This window comes from Bifidobacterium sp. W8103, assembly GCF_016100775.1.
In the GTDB taxonomy this organism is placed as follows: domain Bacteria; phylum Actinomycetota; class Actinomycetes; order Actinomycetales; family Bifidobacteriaceae; genus Bombiscardovia; species Bombiscardovia choladohabitans.
In genome coordinates this window covers 299,611-316,409 of the sequence record NZ_JACFRV010000001.1, presented here as the reverse complement: position 1 = coordinate 316,409, position 16,799 = coordinate 299,611, and the positions used below count along the sequence as shown (strand labels likewise).

The 16,799-nt window shown below is 63.7% G+C and carries 14 protein-coding genes; 7 read left to right on the top strand and 7 right to left on the bottom strand.

Annotation, left to right across the window (positions count from 1 at the left end):
* Positions 1-138 precede the first annotated feature (138 nt).
* The gene (gene ileS, locus H3U90_RS01285) at positions 139-3,483 is read left to right on the top strand and encodes a mupirocin-resistant isoleucine--tRNA ligase (protein ID WP_198176732.1); all 3,345 of its coding nucleotides are present in this window, start codon (positions 139-141) and stop codon (positions 3,481-3,483) included.
* Positions 3,484-3,605: 122 nt separating this feature from the next.
* Here the strand turns inward: ileS and H3U90_RS01280 are convergent, their stop codons facing one another.
* The gene (locus H3U90_RS01280; RefSeq protein WP_198176731.1) at positions 3,606-4,553 is read right to left on the bottom strand and encodes an aldo/keto reductase; all 948 of its coding nucleotides are present in this window, start codon (positions 4,551-4,553) and stop codon (positions 3,606-3,608) included.
* Positions 4,554-4,719: 166 nt separating this feature from the next.
* Here H3U90_RS01280 and H3U90_RS01275 point away from each other — a divergent pair, with 166 nt between their 5' ends.
* Entirely contained in the window at positions 4,720-5,688 is a 969-nt protein-coding gene (locus H3U90_RS01275) for an SPFH domain-containing protein (RefSeq protein WP_198176730.1), read from the top strand.
* 8 nt (positions 5,689-5,696) lie between these two features.
* Here H3U90_RS01275 and H3U90_RS01270 read toward each other — a convergent pair whose 3' ends face one another.
* Entirely contained in the window at positions 5,697-6,548 is an 852-nt protein-coding gene (locus H3U90_RS01270; RefSeq protein ID WP_198176729.1) for a patatin-like phospholipase family protein, read from the bottom strand.
* Positions 6,549-6,616: 68 nt separating this feature from the next.
* Positions 6,617-7,402 (bottom strand): glutamate racemase, encoded by a 786-nt coding sequence (murI, locus tag H3U90_RS01265; protein ID WP_198176728.1) that lies wholly within the window; start codon positions 7,400-7,402, stop codon positions 6,617-6,619.
* 67 nt (positions 7,403-7,469) lie between these two features.
* Here murI and dapF point away from each other — a divergent pair, with 67 nt between their 5' ends.
* On the top strand, positions 7,470-8,435 hold the full coding sequence (gene dapF / locus H3U90_RS01260; RefSeq protein WP_198176727.1) for a diaminopimelate epimerase: 966 nt from the start codon (positions 7,470-7,472) through the stop codon (positions 8,433-8,435).
* Here dapF and H3U90_RS01255 read toward each other — a convergent pair whose 3' ends face one another.
* Positions 8,436-9,044: a vitamin K epoxide reductase family protein gene (locus H3U90_RS01255; RefSeq protein ID WP_198176726.1), complete on the bottom strand. Its 609-nt coding sequence runs from the start codon at positions 9,042-9,044 to the stop codon at positions 8,436-8,438.
* Between the two features lie 71 nt (positions 9,045-9,115).
* Between H3U90_RS01255 and H3U90_RS01250 the strand changes: the two genes are divergently transcribed.
* Entirely contained in the window at positions 9,116-10,003 is an 888-nt protein-coding gene (locus H3U90_RS01250) for a PHP domain-containing protein (RefSeq protein WP_198176725.1), read from the top strand.
* 64 nt (positions 10,004-10,067) lie between these two features.
* Here the strand turns inward: H3U90_RS01250 and H3U90_RS01245 are convergent, their stop codons facing one another.
* On the bottom strand, positions 10,068-10,307 hold the full coding sequence (locus H3U90_RS01245) for a DUF3107 domain-containing protein (protein WP_045935149.1): 240 nt from the start codon (positions 10,305-10,307) through the stop codon (positions 10,068-10,070).
* Between the two features lie 89 nt (positions 10,308-10,396).
* Positions 10,397-12,037: a phosphotransferase family protein gene (locus H3U90_RS01240; protein ID WP_198176724.1), complete on the bottom strand. Its 1,641-nt coding sequence runs from the start codon at positions 12,035-12,037 to the stop codon at positions 10,397-10,399.
* A 103-nt stretch (positions 12,038-12,140) separates the two neighbouring features.
* On the opposite strand from H3U90_RS01240, the gene H3U90_RS01235 reads away from it, so the two are divergent.
* Positions 12,141-13,631: an ATP-dependent helicase gene (locus H3U90_RS01235; RefSeq protein ID WP_332460569.1), complete on the top strand. Its 1,491-nt coding sequence runs from the start codon at positions 12,141-12,143 to the stop codon at positions 13,629-13,631.
* 46 nt (positions 13,632-13,677) lie between these two features.
* Here the strand turns inward: H3U90_RS01235 and H3U90_RS01230 are convergent, their stop codons facing one another.
* Positions 13,678-15,300 carry a zinc-dependent metalloprotease gene (locus H3U90_RS01230; RefSeq protein ID WP_198176723.1) on the bottom strand — a complete coding sequence of 541 codons (1,623 nt, stop codon included), beginning with the start codon at positions 15,298-15,300 and terminating at the stop codon, positions 13,678-13,680.
* 94 nt (positions 15,301-15,394) lie between these two features.
* Here H3U90_RS01230 and H3U90_RS01225 point away from each other — a divergent pair, with 94 nt between their 5' ends.
* Entirely contained in the window at positions 15,395-16,261 is an 867-nt protein-coding gene (locus H3U90_RS01225; protein ID WP_198176722.1) for a S16 family serine protease, read from the top strand.
* 51 nt (positions 16,262-16,312) lie between these two features.
* Positions 16,313-16,729 carry a DUF3052 domain-containing protein gene (locus H3U90_RS01220; RefSeq protein ID WP_198176721.1) on the top strand — a complete coding sequence of 139 codons (417 nt, stop codon included), beginning with the start codon at positions 16,313-16,315 and terminating at the stop codon, positions 16,727-16,729.
* The last annotated feature ends 70 nt before the right edge of the window (positions 16,730-16,799 follow it).

Here is a 16,799-nt window from a genome sequence, read left to right as displayed (position 1 = left end):
ACGGGTGGGCCCGCACAGCCCAGTTCAAGCGGTCCGGCGCGGGTCATTGGCCGGGCAAGCGAGGTGGTACCGCGGTGGGCCCCATGGGTCCCTCGTCCTCGACATGGCGACATGAACGACCAGCGAGGAGCGTGAACGGTGAATCAGACCACTGATACCTCAGATGCGACAAATCGGGACGGCGAAGTCTATCCCAAGGCGGTGGTGGACCCGGCTCTGGCCAAGGTGACGCCCAATCCCTCCTTCCCCCATATGGAGGAGTCCGTCCTGGACTACTGGGATCACGACGACACCTTCAACAAGTCGGTGGACCGCCGACCGTCCGGCGACCATGCCGACAATGAGTTCGTCTTCTTCGACGGCCCGCCCTTCGCCAACGGCCTGCCCCACTACGGGCACCTGCTGACCGGCTATGTCAAGGATGTCATTCCCCGCTACCAGACCATGAAGGGCCACAAGGTCAAGAGGGTCTTCGGCTGGGACACCCACGGCCTGCCCGCCGAACTGGAGGCCCAGCGCGAGCTGGGCATCGACAGCGTGGATCAGATCGAGCAGATGGGCATCGAGAAGTTCAATGATGCCTGCCGCGCCTCGGTGCTCAAGTACACCAGCGAGTGGAAGGACTACGTCCACCGTCAGGCCCGCTGGGTGGACTTCGACCACGGCTACAAGACCCTGGACGTCTCCTACATGGAGTCGGTCATGTGGGCCTTCAAGACCCTCTATGAGAAGGGTCTGGCCTACGAGGGCTACCGGGTGCTGCCCTACTGCTGGAAGGACCAGACCCCGCTGTCCAACCATGAGCTGCGCATGGATGCCGATGTCTATCAGGACCGGCAGGACACCACCGTCTCCGTGGCCGTAAAGCTCAGGGACGAGGACGCCTATGCGGTCTTCTGGACCACCACCCCCTGGACCGTCCCCACCAACCTGGCCATCGTGGTCGGCGCCGACATCGAGTACTCCGAGGTCAGCCCGGTGTCCGGGCCCTTCGCCGGCAAGCGCTTCTACATCGCCACGGCCCGTCTGGGCGACTACGCCAAGCAGCTGGGGGAGGACTACCAGGTGGTCCGTACCCTCAAGGGCTCCCAGATGGAGGGCCGGCGGTACTGGCCGGTCTTCCCCTACTTCGCCGGGGAGCAGGCCGAATCCGAGGGCGGCACCCCCGGTCCCAACGCCTATACCATCTATACGGCCGACTACGTCGACACCGTGGAAGGCACCGGCCTGGTCCACCAGGCTCCCTATGGCGAGGACGATATGAACACCCTGAACGCCAAGGGCATCCGCAGCGTGGACGTCCTCGATGCCGGCGCCGTCTTCACCGAGCAGTGCCCCGACTACCAGGGCCTGCAGGCCTTCGAGGCCAACATGCCCATCGTGCGCAACCTGCGCGCAGGCGACGGCCCCCTGGCACAGATCCCAGCCGAGCACCGGGCCATCCTCTTCCAGGAGAAGAGCTACGTCCACTCCTACCCCCACTGCTGGCGTTGCGGCACCCCGCTGATCTACAAGCCGGTCTCCAGCTGGTTCGTCTCCGTGACGAAGATCAAGGACCGTCTGCTGGAACTCAACCAGCAGATCAACTGGATCCCCGGAAACGTCAAGGACGGCCAGTTCGGCAAGTGGCTGGCCAACGCCCGTGACTGGTCCATCTCCCGCAACAGGTTCTGGGGCTCGCCCATCCCGGTCTGGGTCTCGGACGATCCCAAGTACCCCCGGGTGGATGTCTACGGGTCCCTGGATGAGCTCAAGCAGGACTTCGGCCGCTACCCGACCGATGACAAGGGACAGATCAACATGCATCGGCCCTGGATCGACCAACTGACCAGGCCCAACCCGGACGACCCGACCGGCAAGTCCACCATGCACAGGATCACCGATGTGCTGGACTGCTGGTTCGAGTCGGGATCCATGCCCTTCGCCCAGTTCCACTACCCCTTCGAGAATAAGCAGTACTTCGAGGACAGGGATCCCTGTGATTTTGTGGTGGAGTACATCGGCCAGACCCGCGGCTGGTTCTACACCATGCACATCATGTCCACGGCCCTCTTCGACCGGCCGGCCTTCAAGAACGTGATCTGCCACGGCATCGTCCTGGGCTCCGACGGCCAGAAGATGAGCAAGCACCTGCGCAACTATCCGGATGTGAACGAGGTCTTCGACAAGTACGGATCCGACGCCATGCGCTGGTTCCTGATGAGCTCTTCCATCCTGCGCGGCGGCAACCTGGTCGTCACCGCCGATGGCATCCGCGACACCGTCCGTCAGGTCATGCTGCCGGTCTGGAGCTCCTACTACTTCTACACGCTCTACGCCAACGCGGCCAACAAGGGTGCCGGCTACCAGGCCCAGGCGCTGACGCCGGAGCGTGTGGCCGACCTGCCGGAGATGGACCGCTTCCTGCTGGCACGGACCCGGCGGCTGATCCAGTCGGTGCAGAAGGCCCTGGACGACTTCGCCATCTCGGAGGCCTGTGATGCGGTGACCGACTTTATCGATGTGCTGACCAACTGGTACATCCGCAACAACCGCGACCGCTTCTGGGGCGAGGATCACCAGGCCTTCGACACCCTCTACACGGTCCTGGAGGCCTTCGCCCGCGTTTTGGCCCCCTTGGCGCCCATGGAGGCCGAGCAGATCTGGCGGGGGCTGACAGGCGGCGAGTCGGTCCATCTGGCCGACTGGCCCTTCCTGGCCGATGAGACCACCGGGCAGGAGACCGAACTTGGGCTGGTCCTGCGTGACGATCCTGCCCTGGTAGCTGCCATGGAGAAGGTCCGTGAGGTGGTTTCGGCCACCCTGGCCCTGCGCAAGGCCGAGCAGATCCGCGTCCGCCAGCCCTTGTCCCGGCTGACCGTGGTGGTCCGTGACCCCGACGCGGCCCGTCCCTATGTGGACGTGCTCAAGTCCGAGCTCAACATCAAGGATGTGGAGTTCTGCACCCTGGACCAGGCCGGTCAGCACGGTCTGCGGATCATCCACGATCTCAAGGTCAATGCCCGGGCTGCCGGACCCCGACTGGGCAAGCAGGTCCAGTTCGTCATCCGGGCCTCCAAGCAGGGCGACTGGTCAGAGCAGGATGGCCATGTGGTCGTCACCACCCCCGACGGACCGGTGGCCCTGGAGCCGGGCGAATACGAGCTGGACAACCGGATCGAGCAGGAGGACGGCTCCCAGGCCGACCGGTCAGCCTCCGCAGCCCTGCCCACCGGCGGCTTCGTCATCCTCGACACCCAGCTGGACGACGACCTCCTGGCCGAGGGCTACGCTAGGGATCTGATCCGCCAGGTTCAGGATGCCCGGAAGACCGCCGGGCTGGACATTGCCGACCGGATTCGGCTGACCCTGACCCTGCCTGCCGAGGATGCCCCCAAGGCCCAGCAGTTCAACGACCTGATCGCCCACGAGACATTGGCCACCAGCCTGACCGTCAACGCCGGCGATCTGGACCAACCCCGGGTCGACCTGGTCAAGGCCTGACCCGTAGTCGCATAAAAGGGCTCCCATCCTGTATTGGGCGGGAGCCCTTTTCATTCGATTTGTCTGCTGGGAAGGCCGATTGCGTCAAAATCGGCCCTGCTGCTGGCAACGAAGCTTGCAGATCAGCCCTTGACCTTGTCGCTGACCTGATCCAGGGTCTGCATATCCTGGTCGCTCAGTTCCAGATGGGCGGCAGCCAGGAGGGCAGGCAGCTGCTCGGGGGTGCGTGCAGAGGCGATCGGGGCTGCAATCCCAGGCCTGTGGTTGAGCCAGGCCAGGGCGACGGTTGCCAGTTCGACCCCGTGGGCCTTGGCGATGCCGTCCATGGCGGCGACCACGTCCAGTCCCTCCTGTGTAAAGAAGTCCTTGACCATGCCCTCGCGCTTCTTCCCCTTGAGGTCGTCCATGGTCCGGTACTTGCCTGTCAGGAAGCCCGAAGCCAGCGAGAAGTAGGGGAAGACCGCCAGATCCTCGTCCTTGGCGACCTGCATGAGGCCACCCTCATAGTCCTTGCGGTAGACCAGGTTGTACTGGGGCTCCAGGGCCACCGGCAGGGTCAGGCCCTCCTTGCGTGCGATGCTGAACCACTCGCGGATCCGGTCCGGGGTGTAGTTGGACAGACCGATGGCCCGGACCTTGCCCTCCTTGACCAGCTTGTCGAAGGCTGCCGCAGTTTCCTCCAGGGGGGTGGAGCTGTCGTCGAAGTGGGCATAGTAGAGGTCGATCACATCCAGGCCCAGCCTGAGCAGGGAGGCATCGGCGGCGGCTTCGATGTTCTTGGCCGAAAGACCTGAGTACTGGGGGTGCTGGCTGACTTTGGTAGCCACCAGGACCTTGTTGCGGTTGCCGTTCTTGGCCAGCCAGCGGCCCAGGACGATCTCGGACTCGCCGCCGGAGTGGCCGGGGGCCCAGGCCGAATAGACGTCAGCTGTGTCGATCAGGTTGCCTCCGGCTGCCGTGTAGGCGTCCAGGACCTGGTCAGACGTGGATTCATCGCTGGTCCATCCGAAGGTGTTGCCACCCAGGACCAGGGGGAAGATTTCGGCGTCGATGCCGCGTAGTTTTGCCATGTTCATCCTTTCGGGTTGAAGGCTTGTTAAGCCGAGTCTATTACGGCTTGTGCGCCCCGACCGATTATTCAGACGGGTCCTTCATGTATGGTGATGAGAGGAAAGGCCGGAATGGTGCGGTTTCCAGGTCCGGCATCCAAGGGTTTAAGCTCGAAGGAGAACACTCATGCATCTAGGCATCGCCATCGTGATCGCCGTGCTGGTTCTGGCGCTGATCATCTTCCTCCTGGGGATTTTCGTAGTGCCCCAGCAGCAGGCGGACGTCATCGAGCGCTTCGGCAAGTACCACCGGGTGGCGCTGGCGGGCATCCACGCCAAGATCCCCCTGGTTGACCGTATAGCCGCCAAGACCAACCTGAGGGTCAACCAGTTGAACGTCAAGCTGGAGACCAAGACCAAGGACAACGTCTTCGTCACCGTGGAGGTCTCCGCACAGTTCCGGGTGGAGGCGGCCAACGTGTCCACGGCCTACTACGAGCTGGTCGACCCGGCGGGCCAGCTGCGCTCCTACATGGAGGACGCCCTCAGGTCGGCCATTCCTGCCCTGAGCCTGGACGATGCCTTCGCCCGCAAGGACGACATCGCCTCCGACGTGCAGAAGACCGTGGGCCAGGAGATGCAGCGCTTTGGTTTCTCGGTCATCAAGACCCTGGTCACCGCCATCGACCCCTCCACCCAGGTCAAGCAGGCCATGGACTCCATCAACGCTGCCCAGCGCGAGAAGGAGGCCACCAAGGAGCGTGCCGAGGCCCGTCGGATCGAAATCGAGACCCAGGCCAGGGCCGATGCGGAGAAGACCAGGATGCAGGGCGAGGGCCAGGCCAACTACCGGCGGGAGATCGCCAACGGCATTGTGGACCAGATCAACAGCCTGCGGGCCGTGGGCATGGATATCGATGCCGTCAACAATGTGGTGCTCTTCAATCAGTATCTGGATGTGATGCGCTCGCTGGCGGAGTCCGGCAATGCCAAGACCCTGGTCCTGCCTGCGTCAACCCCCGGCGGGTATAACGAGCTCTTCAACCAGATGACCGCAGCGCTGATGACCGCCCAGAGCACCCAGGGCAGTGCGGATCCCCGGCACGGCCGCAGGAATGCGGGTACAGAGGGCGGGACCGGGACACCGGTTCTGTAAGGTCTTGTTCAGCTTTCCAGGAAGTCGGCTATAGCCTCGGCAGCCCGATAGCCCTTGTCGTACATGGCGTTGAGTCCCTTGAGTGACTTGCTCAGCGTGGTCAGCCCGCACAGGCTGTCCGGGGCCAGGATGAGTACCTGGCCCTCCTTCTCGGCTTGCTTGGCCAGGGCCACCTCGTCGTTGTAGGTGCGATAGCGCTCCATGAGCCGCTCGCCAGCCGCCGGATAGGTCCTGGCCAGGATTCGGGCCGGCAGGACATCCTTCTTCTGTTCGCGCAGAATATCCCTCTGGCGTGTCAGGACCAGGACGATGCGTTCATAGCCCTCGTCCATGGCCTTGCGGACCGGGACTGGATCGGCGATGCCACCGTCCAGATAGGGCACGCAATCGATTATATAGGGCTTATTGGCTACTGGCACAGTGGAAGAGGCCTTGAGGACGTCATAGTTGTCCTGGGCCAGGTCGGACTTGTCGAAGTAGACGGTGGATCCGTCGGTGGCCCTGCAGGCCACTACGGTGAACAGGGCCGGGTTGGCCTTCAGAGCCTGGTAATCCAGCGGGCATTCCCCGTCGTGGGCCGACAGTTTGCCATAGACGTAGTCCAGGTCGACGAAGGTGTGCTTGGTCAGGAAGTTGCTCACGCTCGCGTACTCCTTGCGGGAGGAATACACAGTGTAGAAGCGGTAGCAGCGCCTGAGCTGACCCGACAGGAATGAAGCCAGATTGGCACTGCCGGCCGAGACCCCGTAGCAGTGATCGAAGGTGATGCCCTGCTCCATGCAGCGGTCGAAGACGCCGGCGCCGAAGATGGACCTGTAGCCGCCGCCTACGTCGATGACGGCTGTTCTTTTGCGTGCCATGGGCACCTCGATTCCTGACAGATATTCGCGCTTGATGACAGCTTATGCGTGAACATTGGACAAGCCGTTCAGGGGCGGCAGGAGGCCAGCAGCCGCTTGGACAGATCCAGCATGGCTGGTGAGGTGTCAGAGTTGGCGATCTGTACTCTGCCGGGGCCGGGACCCGGGTTGAGGGCATCGGCTTGGGTCAGCAGATCCTTCAGGTGGCGGGCCGTCCCAGGGTTGCCGTCGATCAGTGCCAGGTCCGGCGGGCAGATGCGGGCGATGGACTGGCGGAAGAAGACGAAGTGGGTGCAGCCCAGAACCAAAGCATCCAAATTCTGCAAATCATAGGGGTCCAAATAACGATGCAGGGTGGCGTCGACCAGGGCCTGGTCATTCAGCCTGTCAGACTCCACGATGGTCACCAGGTCTGGGCAGGGCTGGGTCAGAATGGTGTGCCTGCCGGAGAACCGTGCCATCAGGCGCGAGAACTTGGCCTCCTTCAAGGTCAGCGGGGTGGCGGTGACCAGAACCCGCTGGGGTCGGCCTCCGCCGCGCGTGCAGGCCAGTTTCAGGGCCGGCTCCATGCCGATCACCGGGATCGGGTAGCGTTGGCGCATCTGATCCACACAGACGCTGGTGGCGGTGTTGCAGGCGATGACCAAGGCCTTGACACCCTGGTCCATGAACCGGTCGCCGATGAGCTGGCAGCGCTGGGCGATCTGGGCCGGTTCCTTGGTGCCGTAGGGGGCGTATGCGGAATCGCCGAAATAGAGCAGATTTTCCTGAGGAAGGAGGTTACGGATGGCTGCGGTGACGCTCAGACCGCCGAGCCCGGAGTCGAAGATCCCGATTGGTGCATCTGATGCCATGTGATCCGCTCCTTTCGCAGCCGAAAAACCAGCCTAGCCTGTCGCCGAAGGGCCGTACGCTACAAGCATGAGTATTCCCCGGACTGTATACAAAATGCAAGCCACCGGCAACGATTTCGTGGTCTACGCCGATCCCCGGGGGGATCTGGAGCCCACGGCCGACCAGGTGCGATGGCTGTGCGACCGGCATTTCGGGGTCGGAGCCGACGGGGTCATCCGGCTGACCCATCCGGCCGATGTCAGCGACCTGAGCCAGGAGCAGGTGGATACCTGCGACCGTTTCGGCTGCCAGTGGTTCATGGACTACCGTAACGCGGACGGTTCCTTGGCCCAGATGTGTGGCAACGGGACGCGGGCCGTCACGCTCTTCGCCCAGAAGCAGGGGCTGACCCCGACCATGGAGGGCTCCTCCTTCCTGCTGGGGACCCGGGCCGGGGTCAAGCGAATCGTGTCGCGCAGTCCGATGAAGAACGATGGCGAGCATGTGTTCAAGGTCAAGGTCGGGGCCTGGCGGATGGGACCGGTAGGGGACCAGCTGGTCGACGGCGGGGCACTGGGTGGCTCTGCTCCAGGCACCATGGTGGATATGGGCAATCCTCACGCAGTCGTTCTGAACTCGGTCGCTGCTGAATCGGAGGCCGGTGGGCTGCCCGGGACGGTGACCGACCTGCTGGCCAGGGCTGATCTGCCTGCCCTGGGTGATCTGGACCTGTCGATCCCGCCGCGGGTCAGGCCTGGGTTGGATGAAGGGCAGAATGTGGAGTTTCTGCGTCTGGATGCCCTGGATGATGAGCATGGCAGCGGGCGGGCCACGATGAGGGTCTATGAGCGTGGCGTCGGGGAGACCCTGTCCTGCGGGACTGGTCTGTGCGCCAGCGGCGTGCTGCTACGAGCCCTGACCGGGGTCGATCACTGGACCATCCAGGTGGGTGGGGGCCGTCTGAGAGTGGACGTGGATTCGCAGGATGTCTGGCTGACAGGACCGGCCAGAATGGTCGCCCGTCTGACCCTGGAGCATGTTCCCGGCTGCTGATCAGCCGAAGAGGGCGGATCCCTCCACAGCCAGGACGATGGTTGCCAATGCGACCAGCCAGATTAGGTCGACCATCAGATCGAAGTGCCGCTGGTAGTAGATCTGCAGCCATCCCGACCTCTTGCGCGGAAGACCCTGCTGGGTCACCGTGGCGTGGCTGAAGGCCATGAATTGCAGGCTGGTGGCGAAGGTCATGACCAGGCACCAAGGGCAGAGGGCGTGGATGACGAAGAGCGACTGGGTGAACAGCCAGAGCGCATAGGCCAGGGCGGCGACCGAGGCCAGCCAGGTCCCAGCCGCCAACAGCGCGGGCATCCTGATCCGGCACAGGCCCACCACGGCCAGCGTCAGGAAGACGGACTCGGCAATCAGCCCCAGAAAGGCATTGGGGACCGGCAGCGTGCCCAGGCGAATCAGCTCGGCCTGGGGGGACTGGGCCACGGCAGAGCAGGAGACCACCGAGTTGATGTCACAGCTGAGCTGGCCCTGGGGGTGACGTGCCAGCTGAAGGGTTTCCGCTGACAGGACCAGGCTGGCGTAGAGCGCTGCGAGTGAGGCCAAGGCGGCAATCAGATAGCTGGAAGGGGCTGAAGAGGTCGGTTCGCTCATGGGGTCCATCACCTCAATGGTCGGGAAGGTTCTCTGAGACGGGAACGCGTTCACGAGTTTAGGATGGAGGCATGACGCATGAGGATACTGCCACGGTCTCCGGCTGGGACCTGCACTGCCACACTGTGTTCTCCGACGGAACCGTGACGCCCCGGGGGATGGTCGAGCAGGCGCAGCAGTTGGGTTTGGAAGGTCTGGCCATCACCGACCATGACACCAATGCCGGCTGGGATGAGGCCCGACAGGCGGCACAAGAGCTGGGGATGCCCCTGCTGCCGGGCACCGAAATCACAGCTCAGGACGGCAGTGTCTCGGTCCACATGCTGGCCTACCTCTATGATCCGGAGGATCCGGTCATCGCCGGGCTCTTCGCCAAGACCAGGGAGGCCAGGCTGACCAGGACCAGGACCATGGTGGAGCTGATCTCCCGGGATTATCCGATCACCTGGCAGGATGTGCTGGACCAGGTCAAGGAGGGGTCGAAGACCACGGTGGGGCGTCCGCATATCGCCGATGCCCTGGTCAAGGCCGGTGTCTATGCCGACCGGAGTCAGGCCTTCGCCGGGGTCTGCTCCTCCGGAAGCGCTTACTACCTGCCTACGCCCTCGCCGACCACCCATCAGGTGCTTGAAGCGGTCAACCATGCAGGCGGCGTCCTGGTCATCGCCCACCCCGGTGCCGTCAGCCGCAATCCCGTCCTGCTCTCCGACCAACAGATCGCCGCGTTGGCCAGGGAGGGTCTGGGAGGCCTGGAGGTCTGGCATCGGGACAATCCGCCTGAGCAGCGTCGACGGCTGCTGGCCCTGGCCCAACGCTGGGGGTTGCTGGTCACCGGAGGATCGGATTGGCACGGCCAAGGCAAGCCCAATCGCATGGGGGAGAACAGCACCAGTGGCGACGTGGTGGCCCGAATCGTGGCCAGGGCCCGGGGGAGCCGTCCTGTGGCCTGGAAGGGTTAACCGATATGGATGGGGGGCGGTCGGACCACAAGGATCCGGCCGCCCCCGTCAGGCGATCACAGCCTCAGTCGGCGGAGCCTCCCAGGGCACCGAAGCCCACCGGATGGGTGGTGTCGGAACCGACCACTGCGTAGCCCAGGGACTCCTTGGGGACAATGATGTGCCGACCCTTGTCGTCCACCAGGTCGATGGGTCCGCCCTCGTTCAGGGCCTGGGTGATGTGGGCAGCCACCTCGTCCGCCTTGGCATTGGTGCTGAAGTTGACCGTGCGGGCCACATTCTTGATGCCGAATTCGATATCCATTGCTACCTCCAAGGTTGTTCTCCGTCGCCCAGACCTGCCGGTCCGCGGATCTTCCGGTCTCATTATTCGCTGACCCAGGTGATTACGCTCTAAGCGTCTCCCTGATGTTCCTCCTGGGAAGACACGGTTTCCGACGGGGATGCCGATGCCTGCCCATCCGCAGTGAGCGTGGGGGTCTGCTCGGGCTGGGGTTTTCTGGGAAGGATGATGGTCTCTGCCTGATCGCTTGCCAGGGCTTGAGCTGGTGGGGCATCATGCGGCTGGGGAGCGGCTTCTCCCGGCACAGGGGTGTTCGAGGGCTGGTCGTCTCCGGACGGGTCTGCGGACGAGCCGCTTACCGCAGCCTTTGGATTCGTTTCGCCATCCGCATCCTCGTCACTGGTGGCTGGGTTGCCGATGCCGCGGAAGTGATCGCTCAGGCCTGATGCCTCCTCCTGGGCAAGGGGAGGAACAGTCGGTGGCTTGGATTGATCGTCGGCGTCTGTGTCTGTGCTCCGGGACTGTCTGATGGGTTTGTTCCTGGCATCGGAGTGGTCCATGGCGGTCTGGGCCAGAGCCAGGTCGGCCATTTCCACCCTGTTGATGGCGATGGTGGCCGAGTTCTCATCCGAGGCATTCGTCGAGGCGGGGTCCGGCTCCGGTGCCGGGTTCTCCTGTACCTTGGAAGCAGAGGGGTCTTCAGCATTATCGTCGCCCAGCAGGGTGCCCACGGTGATTGTGGAGGGTGCGCCAGCGGGTGACGGACTGGGCGTATTCTGCTGCCGACGGGCGCGTTGATCCTGCTCGTGGTCGCCCAGCTGTTGGGCCAGACGCTCCACCTGGGCCTTGAATTGGATGATGCGCTCGTTGTCCGCATGATCCAGGGCGGTGATGAAGTCGCCCACCTGCTCCATCTGCAGCCAGAGATTGGCCCGAAGCATGATCAGGTCGTCCAGCCGAGCCCCCATCATCCTGCCATAGGCTGCGATGACTGCATTGCGGCGGGACCCGTCCAGCTTGGCGAAAATCCAGGCCAGGTCACGGGCAGGATCGTTGATCTGCATATCCTGCCAGCCGTAGACGCCGCTGAGTCCGGAGCCTGTATAGAGCAGATCGCCGTCCGAGAAGCCTCCGTGCACGGTGCAGGTTTCAAAGGACCAGAGTCCGTCGGTCGATACGATGGATGCCCACGAATTGGTGATTTCCTTGGGCACATGGCCGTCCATGCGCAGCCGCTTGATCCATCCCCGCAGTTGGGCCGCGATTTGGGCGGTGGAGAAGGCCGGATAGCCGTGGGTCTTCAGAAAATCAGGGCGAACCCGATGGATGGCGCCGATGGCTGTACCTGCGGCGGTGCATTCGTTCATGGTCAGCAGGTGGAGGGGGCGGATTCGGCCTGGGCAGTGGGTCATGACGGCAACAGCTGTGGTGCCGGTCGGACTGTCCGCCCTCTCGCCGGGCTGGTAGGCCAGGATGCGCTCGACTCGGAAGCCCATGGCCGCCATCTCCTTGGCGTCGGCCAGGGCCTGAGCCGCCTTGACCCGAGCGGCCAGCCGACGCTTGCCGGCTTCCGAGCTGGTGGCCCAGACGTCGTAGACGTTGCCGGTCGCGTCCTGGACCACGGCGCAGTCCACGCCCTGTGCACGATCCAGACTGCTGAGCTGGTCGCAGTCCCGCGCGCCGGTCATGGGCACCTCGGGCATGGCAGCCGACGCCAGGGCGGCCAGGGTCAGCTTCGTTCGTTCAGTCACATTCTCAAGGATAATACAAGGACCGTTGTGAATACGGTTGTCCACTTGACCACATGGGCACGCCGCCGCTGCTTTCGGTACCGGCCTTTGACACAATGGGGGTGTGCATGAGGATGAGGAACGATTGCTGGAGGGTCTGGATCCCGCCCAGCGGCAGGCGGCTACAGTGCTTGAAGGGCCTGTGCGGATCGTCGCGGGGGCCGGGGCTGGCAAGACCAGGACCATCACCCGACGGATGGCCTATGCCTGCGCCAGCGGCAGCTGGGAGCCCTCCAGAACCTTGGCAGTGACCTTCTCGGTGCGTGCCGCGGCAGAAATGCGCGATCGGCTGACCAAGCTTGGCGTGTCGGCCTCCCTGCAGGCGGCGACCTTTCACTCGGCGGCCCTGCATCAGCTCAGGCGGGTTTGGCCCCAGGTCAGCGAAACCTATCCTCCTGATCTGATCGAGGATGTGGGGCCCCTGGTGTCCTCCTCCTACCAGCGGGTCTGCGGGCAGGAGGCCGACCCGGGCCAGGTCAGGGACCTGACTGCGGAGATCAACTGGGCCAAGGTGGGGCTGATCGCTCCCCAGGACTACGTTCGGGTCTGCGCGGCCAGCCACCGTCTGCCGCCTGCCGGTCTGGAGGCTGATCGGATGGCCGACCTGTACACGGTCTTCGAGAACTCCAAGGCCGCCCATAATCAGATGGACTTCAACGATATTCTTCTGCTGGTCTGTCACATATTGCAGGAAGGCGGCCAGGCTGCTGCCGACATTAGAGACCGAATCGGCTGGCTGACCGTGGACGAGTACCAGGATGTCTCGCCCCTGCAGCACCGGTTGCTCAAGCTCTGGCTCAACGGCAGGCAGAACCTGTGTGTGGTGGGGGACCCGGCCCAGACCATCTACTCTTTCGCCGGGGCCACTTCCTACTACCTGCTGAACTTCCCCCAGGAATTCCCCGGCATCAAGGCCGACCTGGACCTTTCCACCGACTACCGGTCCACGGGAAGGGTGGTTCACTACGCCAACGGCATTCTGGCGCGCTCGCCAGTACGGGACGACTATCTGAAGCTGACCTCGGCCCGTCAGGAGGGCAGCAGAGTCGCGATGACACGTTATGAGGACGATGCTGATGAAGCTGGGGCCGTGGCCTCCCGGATATCCTCCATGATCCGGAAGGGTGCACGGCCCGGTCGATTTGCGATTCTGACGCGGATCAACGCCCAACAGACCCTGATTTGCCGTGCCCTGCACGAACGCGGGATCGGCTACCGGGTCCGCACTGAGTCAGGATGGCAGAACCAGTCGGTCGATCTGAGCAAGCAGGAGGTGCTGGAGCAGCTGGAGGGCGGCATGGGTCAGGGAAGGGTCACGGTCTCCACCATTCATGCCGCCAAGGGGTTGGAGTTCGCCCATGTCTTCATCGTGGGCTGTGCCGAGGGGCTGATTCCTTTTGGTTCACCGCCCGAGGGGGATGCCCTGGAGGAGGAGCGCCGCCTCATGTACGTAGGGGTGACCCGTGCCGAGGACACCCTCCACCTTTCCTACGCGGAGCACAAGGACGGCAGCGCCTTCGTCCGACGCGCCCCCAGCCGGTTCATTCACCGCTGAGTGCTATCACCCGGGCCCTGGGAACTCGGGACAGAGGGGATGCGATTCACGCTTGGTAGCTGTCCGAATCACCCTTGTCTGAGTCGTTCTGATCCGGGCGACCGTCATCGGTGTCCTTGGAATCGTTGCCGGCGCTCTTCTGGTTGCCCGGAGCTTCGTGATCTGTATGCTCCTGGTCATTGGAAACGTCGGAGTCTGCAGGGGTGGTCGGATCGGCAGAGGAATCCGTTTCCTCGGCGTTCAGCAGTTTGTCCAGCTCGGCATCCCAGTCCACCGATGTGGCGGGAGTGTCGGCCTTCTGCTCGGATTGCCCCTCCGCAGAGGTCGATGCTCCACCCTCGTCGGCTTCCGCTTTGACAGGCAGGGAGGGCAGCAGATCCGGATGGGACCAGTGGTCGTCACGGCCCTGGACGCCCTCTTCAGCGGTGATGCGCCCCCAAAGTTCGGCGGCCTCGCGCAACCGCTTGGGATGGAGATGCAGGCCCAGCAGGGACTCGAAGGTCTGCTCGGCCGGCCCTCCCACGGCACGCTCGCGTCGGGTCATCTCCCGCAGCTGCTCCAGATGGGGCAGGTGGGCCATGCCGGCGTTCCAGACCACGCAATCCACCCAGCCGTCGACCAGGGCCAGCAGGTCGCCCAGGCTGTGCAGGGCCTCCTTCTGCTCAGGGGTGTCTTCGATGCCTACGTTGCTGAGGTTGATGGCACCGGCGATGGATTCGGGGTTGATTTGCTCAGCGTCGCGCAGTTGGTCCTCCACGGCATCCAGGTCGATGGATACTCCCCGGGCGTACTTGCCGATCAGTGCCTCGAAGCGCGGCATCAGCCAGGGGACGGCGGCGTAGAGCCGGGCGTGGGCGGCCTCCTTGAGGGCCATGTAGCGGGTGACCTCGTCCAGATCCAGCTCCAAGGATTTGGCGTAGGCCTTGATGTTCTGTGGAATGAGGGCTCCGGCGGGGTTTTTCAGCAACGGTATGCCCTGGTCGAATCCTCCGCGGACCTCCTTGGCCAGCTCTCCGGCGGCCTGCCCCAGCTGCATGGCAAAGGAGGTGTTCCCCAGCAGCCTCAACAGGGTGGTCGGATCCTTGAGGTTGTCGGGCAGGGGAATGGGCACAGGTCCGGCGAACATTCCCGAGATCTCGCCCTGATCGAAGCCTTGGAAACGTTGGCTTATGACGGAGGTCAGGGCTTCGCTGACCGCCTGGGCCACCGGCGAGGCGAACTGGACCCAGGCGTCTATGCTGCCCTCGATCCATCCGGCGCGGGTCAGGGCTTCGGTCTGGCCCGGGGCGGGGTCGAAGGCGCAGACGGTGTCCAGCCAGAGGTTGGCTTCGCTCATGACTCGGGCCACCCGGTCGCTGTCCTCGGCTGTGATTGTGGTATCGGACTGGTCGGCCCTGGTGCGTCCCAGGGCGATGTTCTTGGCCAGTGCAACGTTGATGGGACCCTGGTCAGCCTGGGCCTGCATATCGGCAGGGGTGTTCAGCCCCCCGGCCGTGAAGGCCTGGATCAGAGCCTGGACCTCGGAGGGTTTGGGCAGCTGATCGGCTCCCTGGGCCGCCATCTGGGAGCGGATGGACTCAGGCAGCTGTGAGAACTGACTCCAGGCCAGCTCGCCCTGCACCGGGCCGAAGCACTCGATGAGCCATTGGTGGATTGCATTCTCGTCCATTGCTTTGATTCCAGTCCTCGCCAAGGCAGGTCGTCCGCCATCAAGGTTGACGTCTGCCGGGATTATCGTCTTCATCAACCATAATATTGGAGCTATGACACTTCCGCACGGGAAATCGGATCACTGCGCCACAGGCGCACCCGAAAGGCAAATCGGGAAGCTTGGCGGACCCACCCGCAAAATGCTGGTCGGCGGTCTTCTGGTCATTCTGGCCATCTTGGTTCTTTTCCTCCCTTCGCCTTATACCATCGAGACGCCCGGACCCACCCAGGACGTGCTGGGAAGTTCAAAAGGCTCACCGGTCATCAGGGTCAGGGGCGGTCAGGTCCACCATGACAAGGGCCGTCTGCTGATGACCACGGTCAATGCACGCGGAATCCCCGGCTATCCGGCCTCAAATCTGGATGCCTTGGTGGGCTGGGTCGACCCCCACGCCACGGTGCTTCCCCAGGAGGCCGTGGTCCCTCCCGGACAGAGCGTGGAGGAATACAAGCGTCAGGAGCAGGGCGATATGCACGGTTCCCAGAAGGCTGCCTCGGCCCAGGCTCTGGCCTTCCTCAAGGCTCGTGGATATGACGTATCAGGCCTGCGATTCAGCATGAGGGTGGCCGACATCGGAGGTCCTTCGGCCGGACTCATGTACACTCTGGGGGCCATCGACAAGATCACCCCGGAGCAGGAGACCGGCGGTCTGACCATCGCCGGAACCGGCACCATGGATCAGAAGGGACGGGTCGGTGCCATTGGCGGCATCCAGTTGAAGATGCTGGGCGCCAGGCGGGACGGCGCCACCTGGTTCCTGGCCCCGGCGGCCAACTGCCCCCAGGTTGCAGGCCATGTGCCACAGGGGCTGCGCGATGTGCGGGTATCCACCTTGGATGAGGCCTACAAGGCCCTGGTGGCCATCGGCCATGGCCAGGGGGATGGGCTGCCACGCTGCACGGCCGCCAAAGGCAGGTAAGACAAGGCCGGTTCAATTGGTGAATTCCGGCAGTCTTGTTATGCTGAAGCCGTGGCTGAGACTACAACCTATACAGCGGAAGAGTTCGGTTTTCATCCCGGAGATATCGTTCAGGAATGGATGTGGGACGATGATGTCGATGACGGAATCCGGACCAGGATCGAGGATCTGACCGGCGAAGAGCTGGTGGACGAGGACTATGACGCAGCCGTGGATGGGGTCATCATCTGGTGGCGGGACGGGGATGCCGAGGACGATCTGGCGGATACCATCATGGATGCCTCGGCCATGGTCAACGAGGGCGCACCTTTCTGGGTGCTGACCCCCAAACCCGGCAGGCCCGGAGCTTCGGCGCCGGGGGTTGTCTCCAACGCGGCCAAGACCGCGGGCATGAACGCCCTGATGCCCACCACCGTCAGCAAGGATTGGAACGCCACCCAGCTGCGGGCTTTCGGCAAGGGCAAGTGAGACTTCTGGTTGCATAAGCGCCAATCAAGGAGGTGGTGGGGCATCAGGGTCAACCGATGCCCCACCACCT

What these genes read in the sequence shown, in the direction of transcription:
- H3U90_RS01230 (WP_198176723.1), bottom strand. Translation starts at nt 15,300, where the DNA reads ATGGACGAGAATGCAATCCACCAATGGCTCATCGAGTGCTTCGGCCCG.
- H3U90_RS01280 (WP_198176731.1), bottom strand. Translation starts at nt 4,553, where the DNA reads ATGGCAAAACTACGCGGCATCGACGCCGAAATCTTCCCCCTGGTCCTG.
- H3U90_RS01255 (WP_198176726.1), bottom strand. Translation starts at nt 9,044, where the DNA reads ATGAGCGAACCGACCTCTTCAGCCCCTTCCAGCTATCTGATTGCCGCC.
- murI (WP_198176728.1), bottom strand. Translation starts at nt 7,402, where the DNA reads ATGGCATCAGATGCACCAATCGGGATCTTCGACTCCGGGCTCGGCGGT.
- H3U90_RS01270 (WP_198176729.1), bottom strand. Translation starts at nt 6,548, where the DNA reads ATGGCACGCAAAAGAACAGCCGTCATCGACGTAGGCGGCGGCTACAGG.
- dapF (WP_198176727.1), top strand. Translation starts at nt 7,470, where the DNA reads ATGAGTATTCCCCGGACTGTATACAAAATGCAAGCCACCGGCAACGAT.
- H3U90_RS01250 (WP_198176725.1), top strand. Translation starts at nt 9,116, where the DNA reads ATGACGCATGAGGATACTGCCACGGTCTCCGGCTGGGACCTGCACTGC.
- H3U90_RS01275 (WP_198176730.1), top strand. Translation starts at nt 4,720, where the DNA reads ATGCATCTAGGCATCGCCATCGTGATCGCCGTGCTGGTTCTGGCGCTG.
- H3U90_RS01225 (WP_198176722.1), top strand. Translation starts at nt 15,395, where the DNA reads ATGACACTTCCGCACGGGAAATCGGATCACTGCGCCACAGGCGCACCC.
- H3U90_RS01245 (WP_045935149.1), bottom strand. Translation starts at nt 10,307, where the DNA reads ATGGATATCGAATTCGGCATCAAGAATGTGGCCCGCACGGTCAACTTC.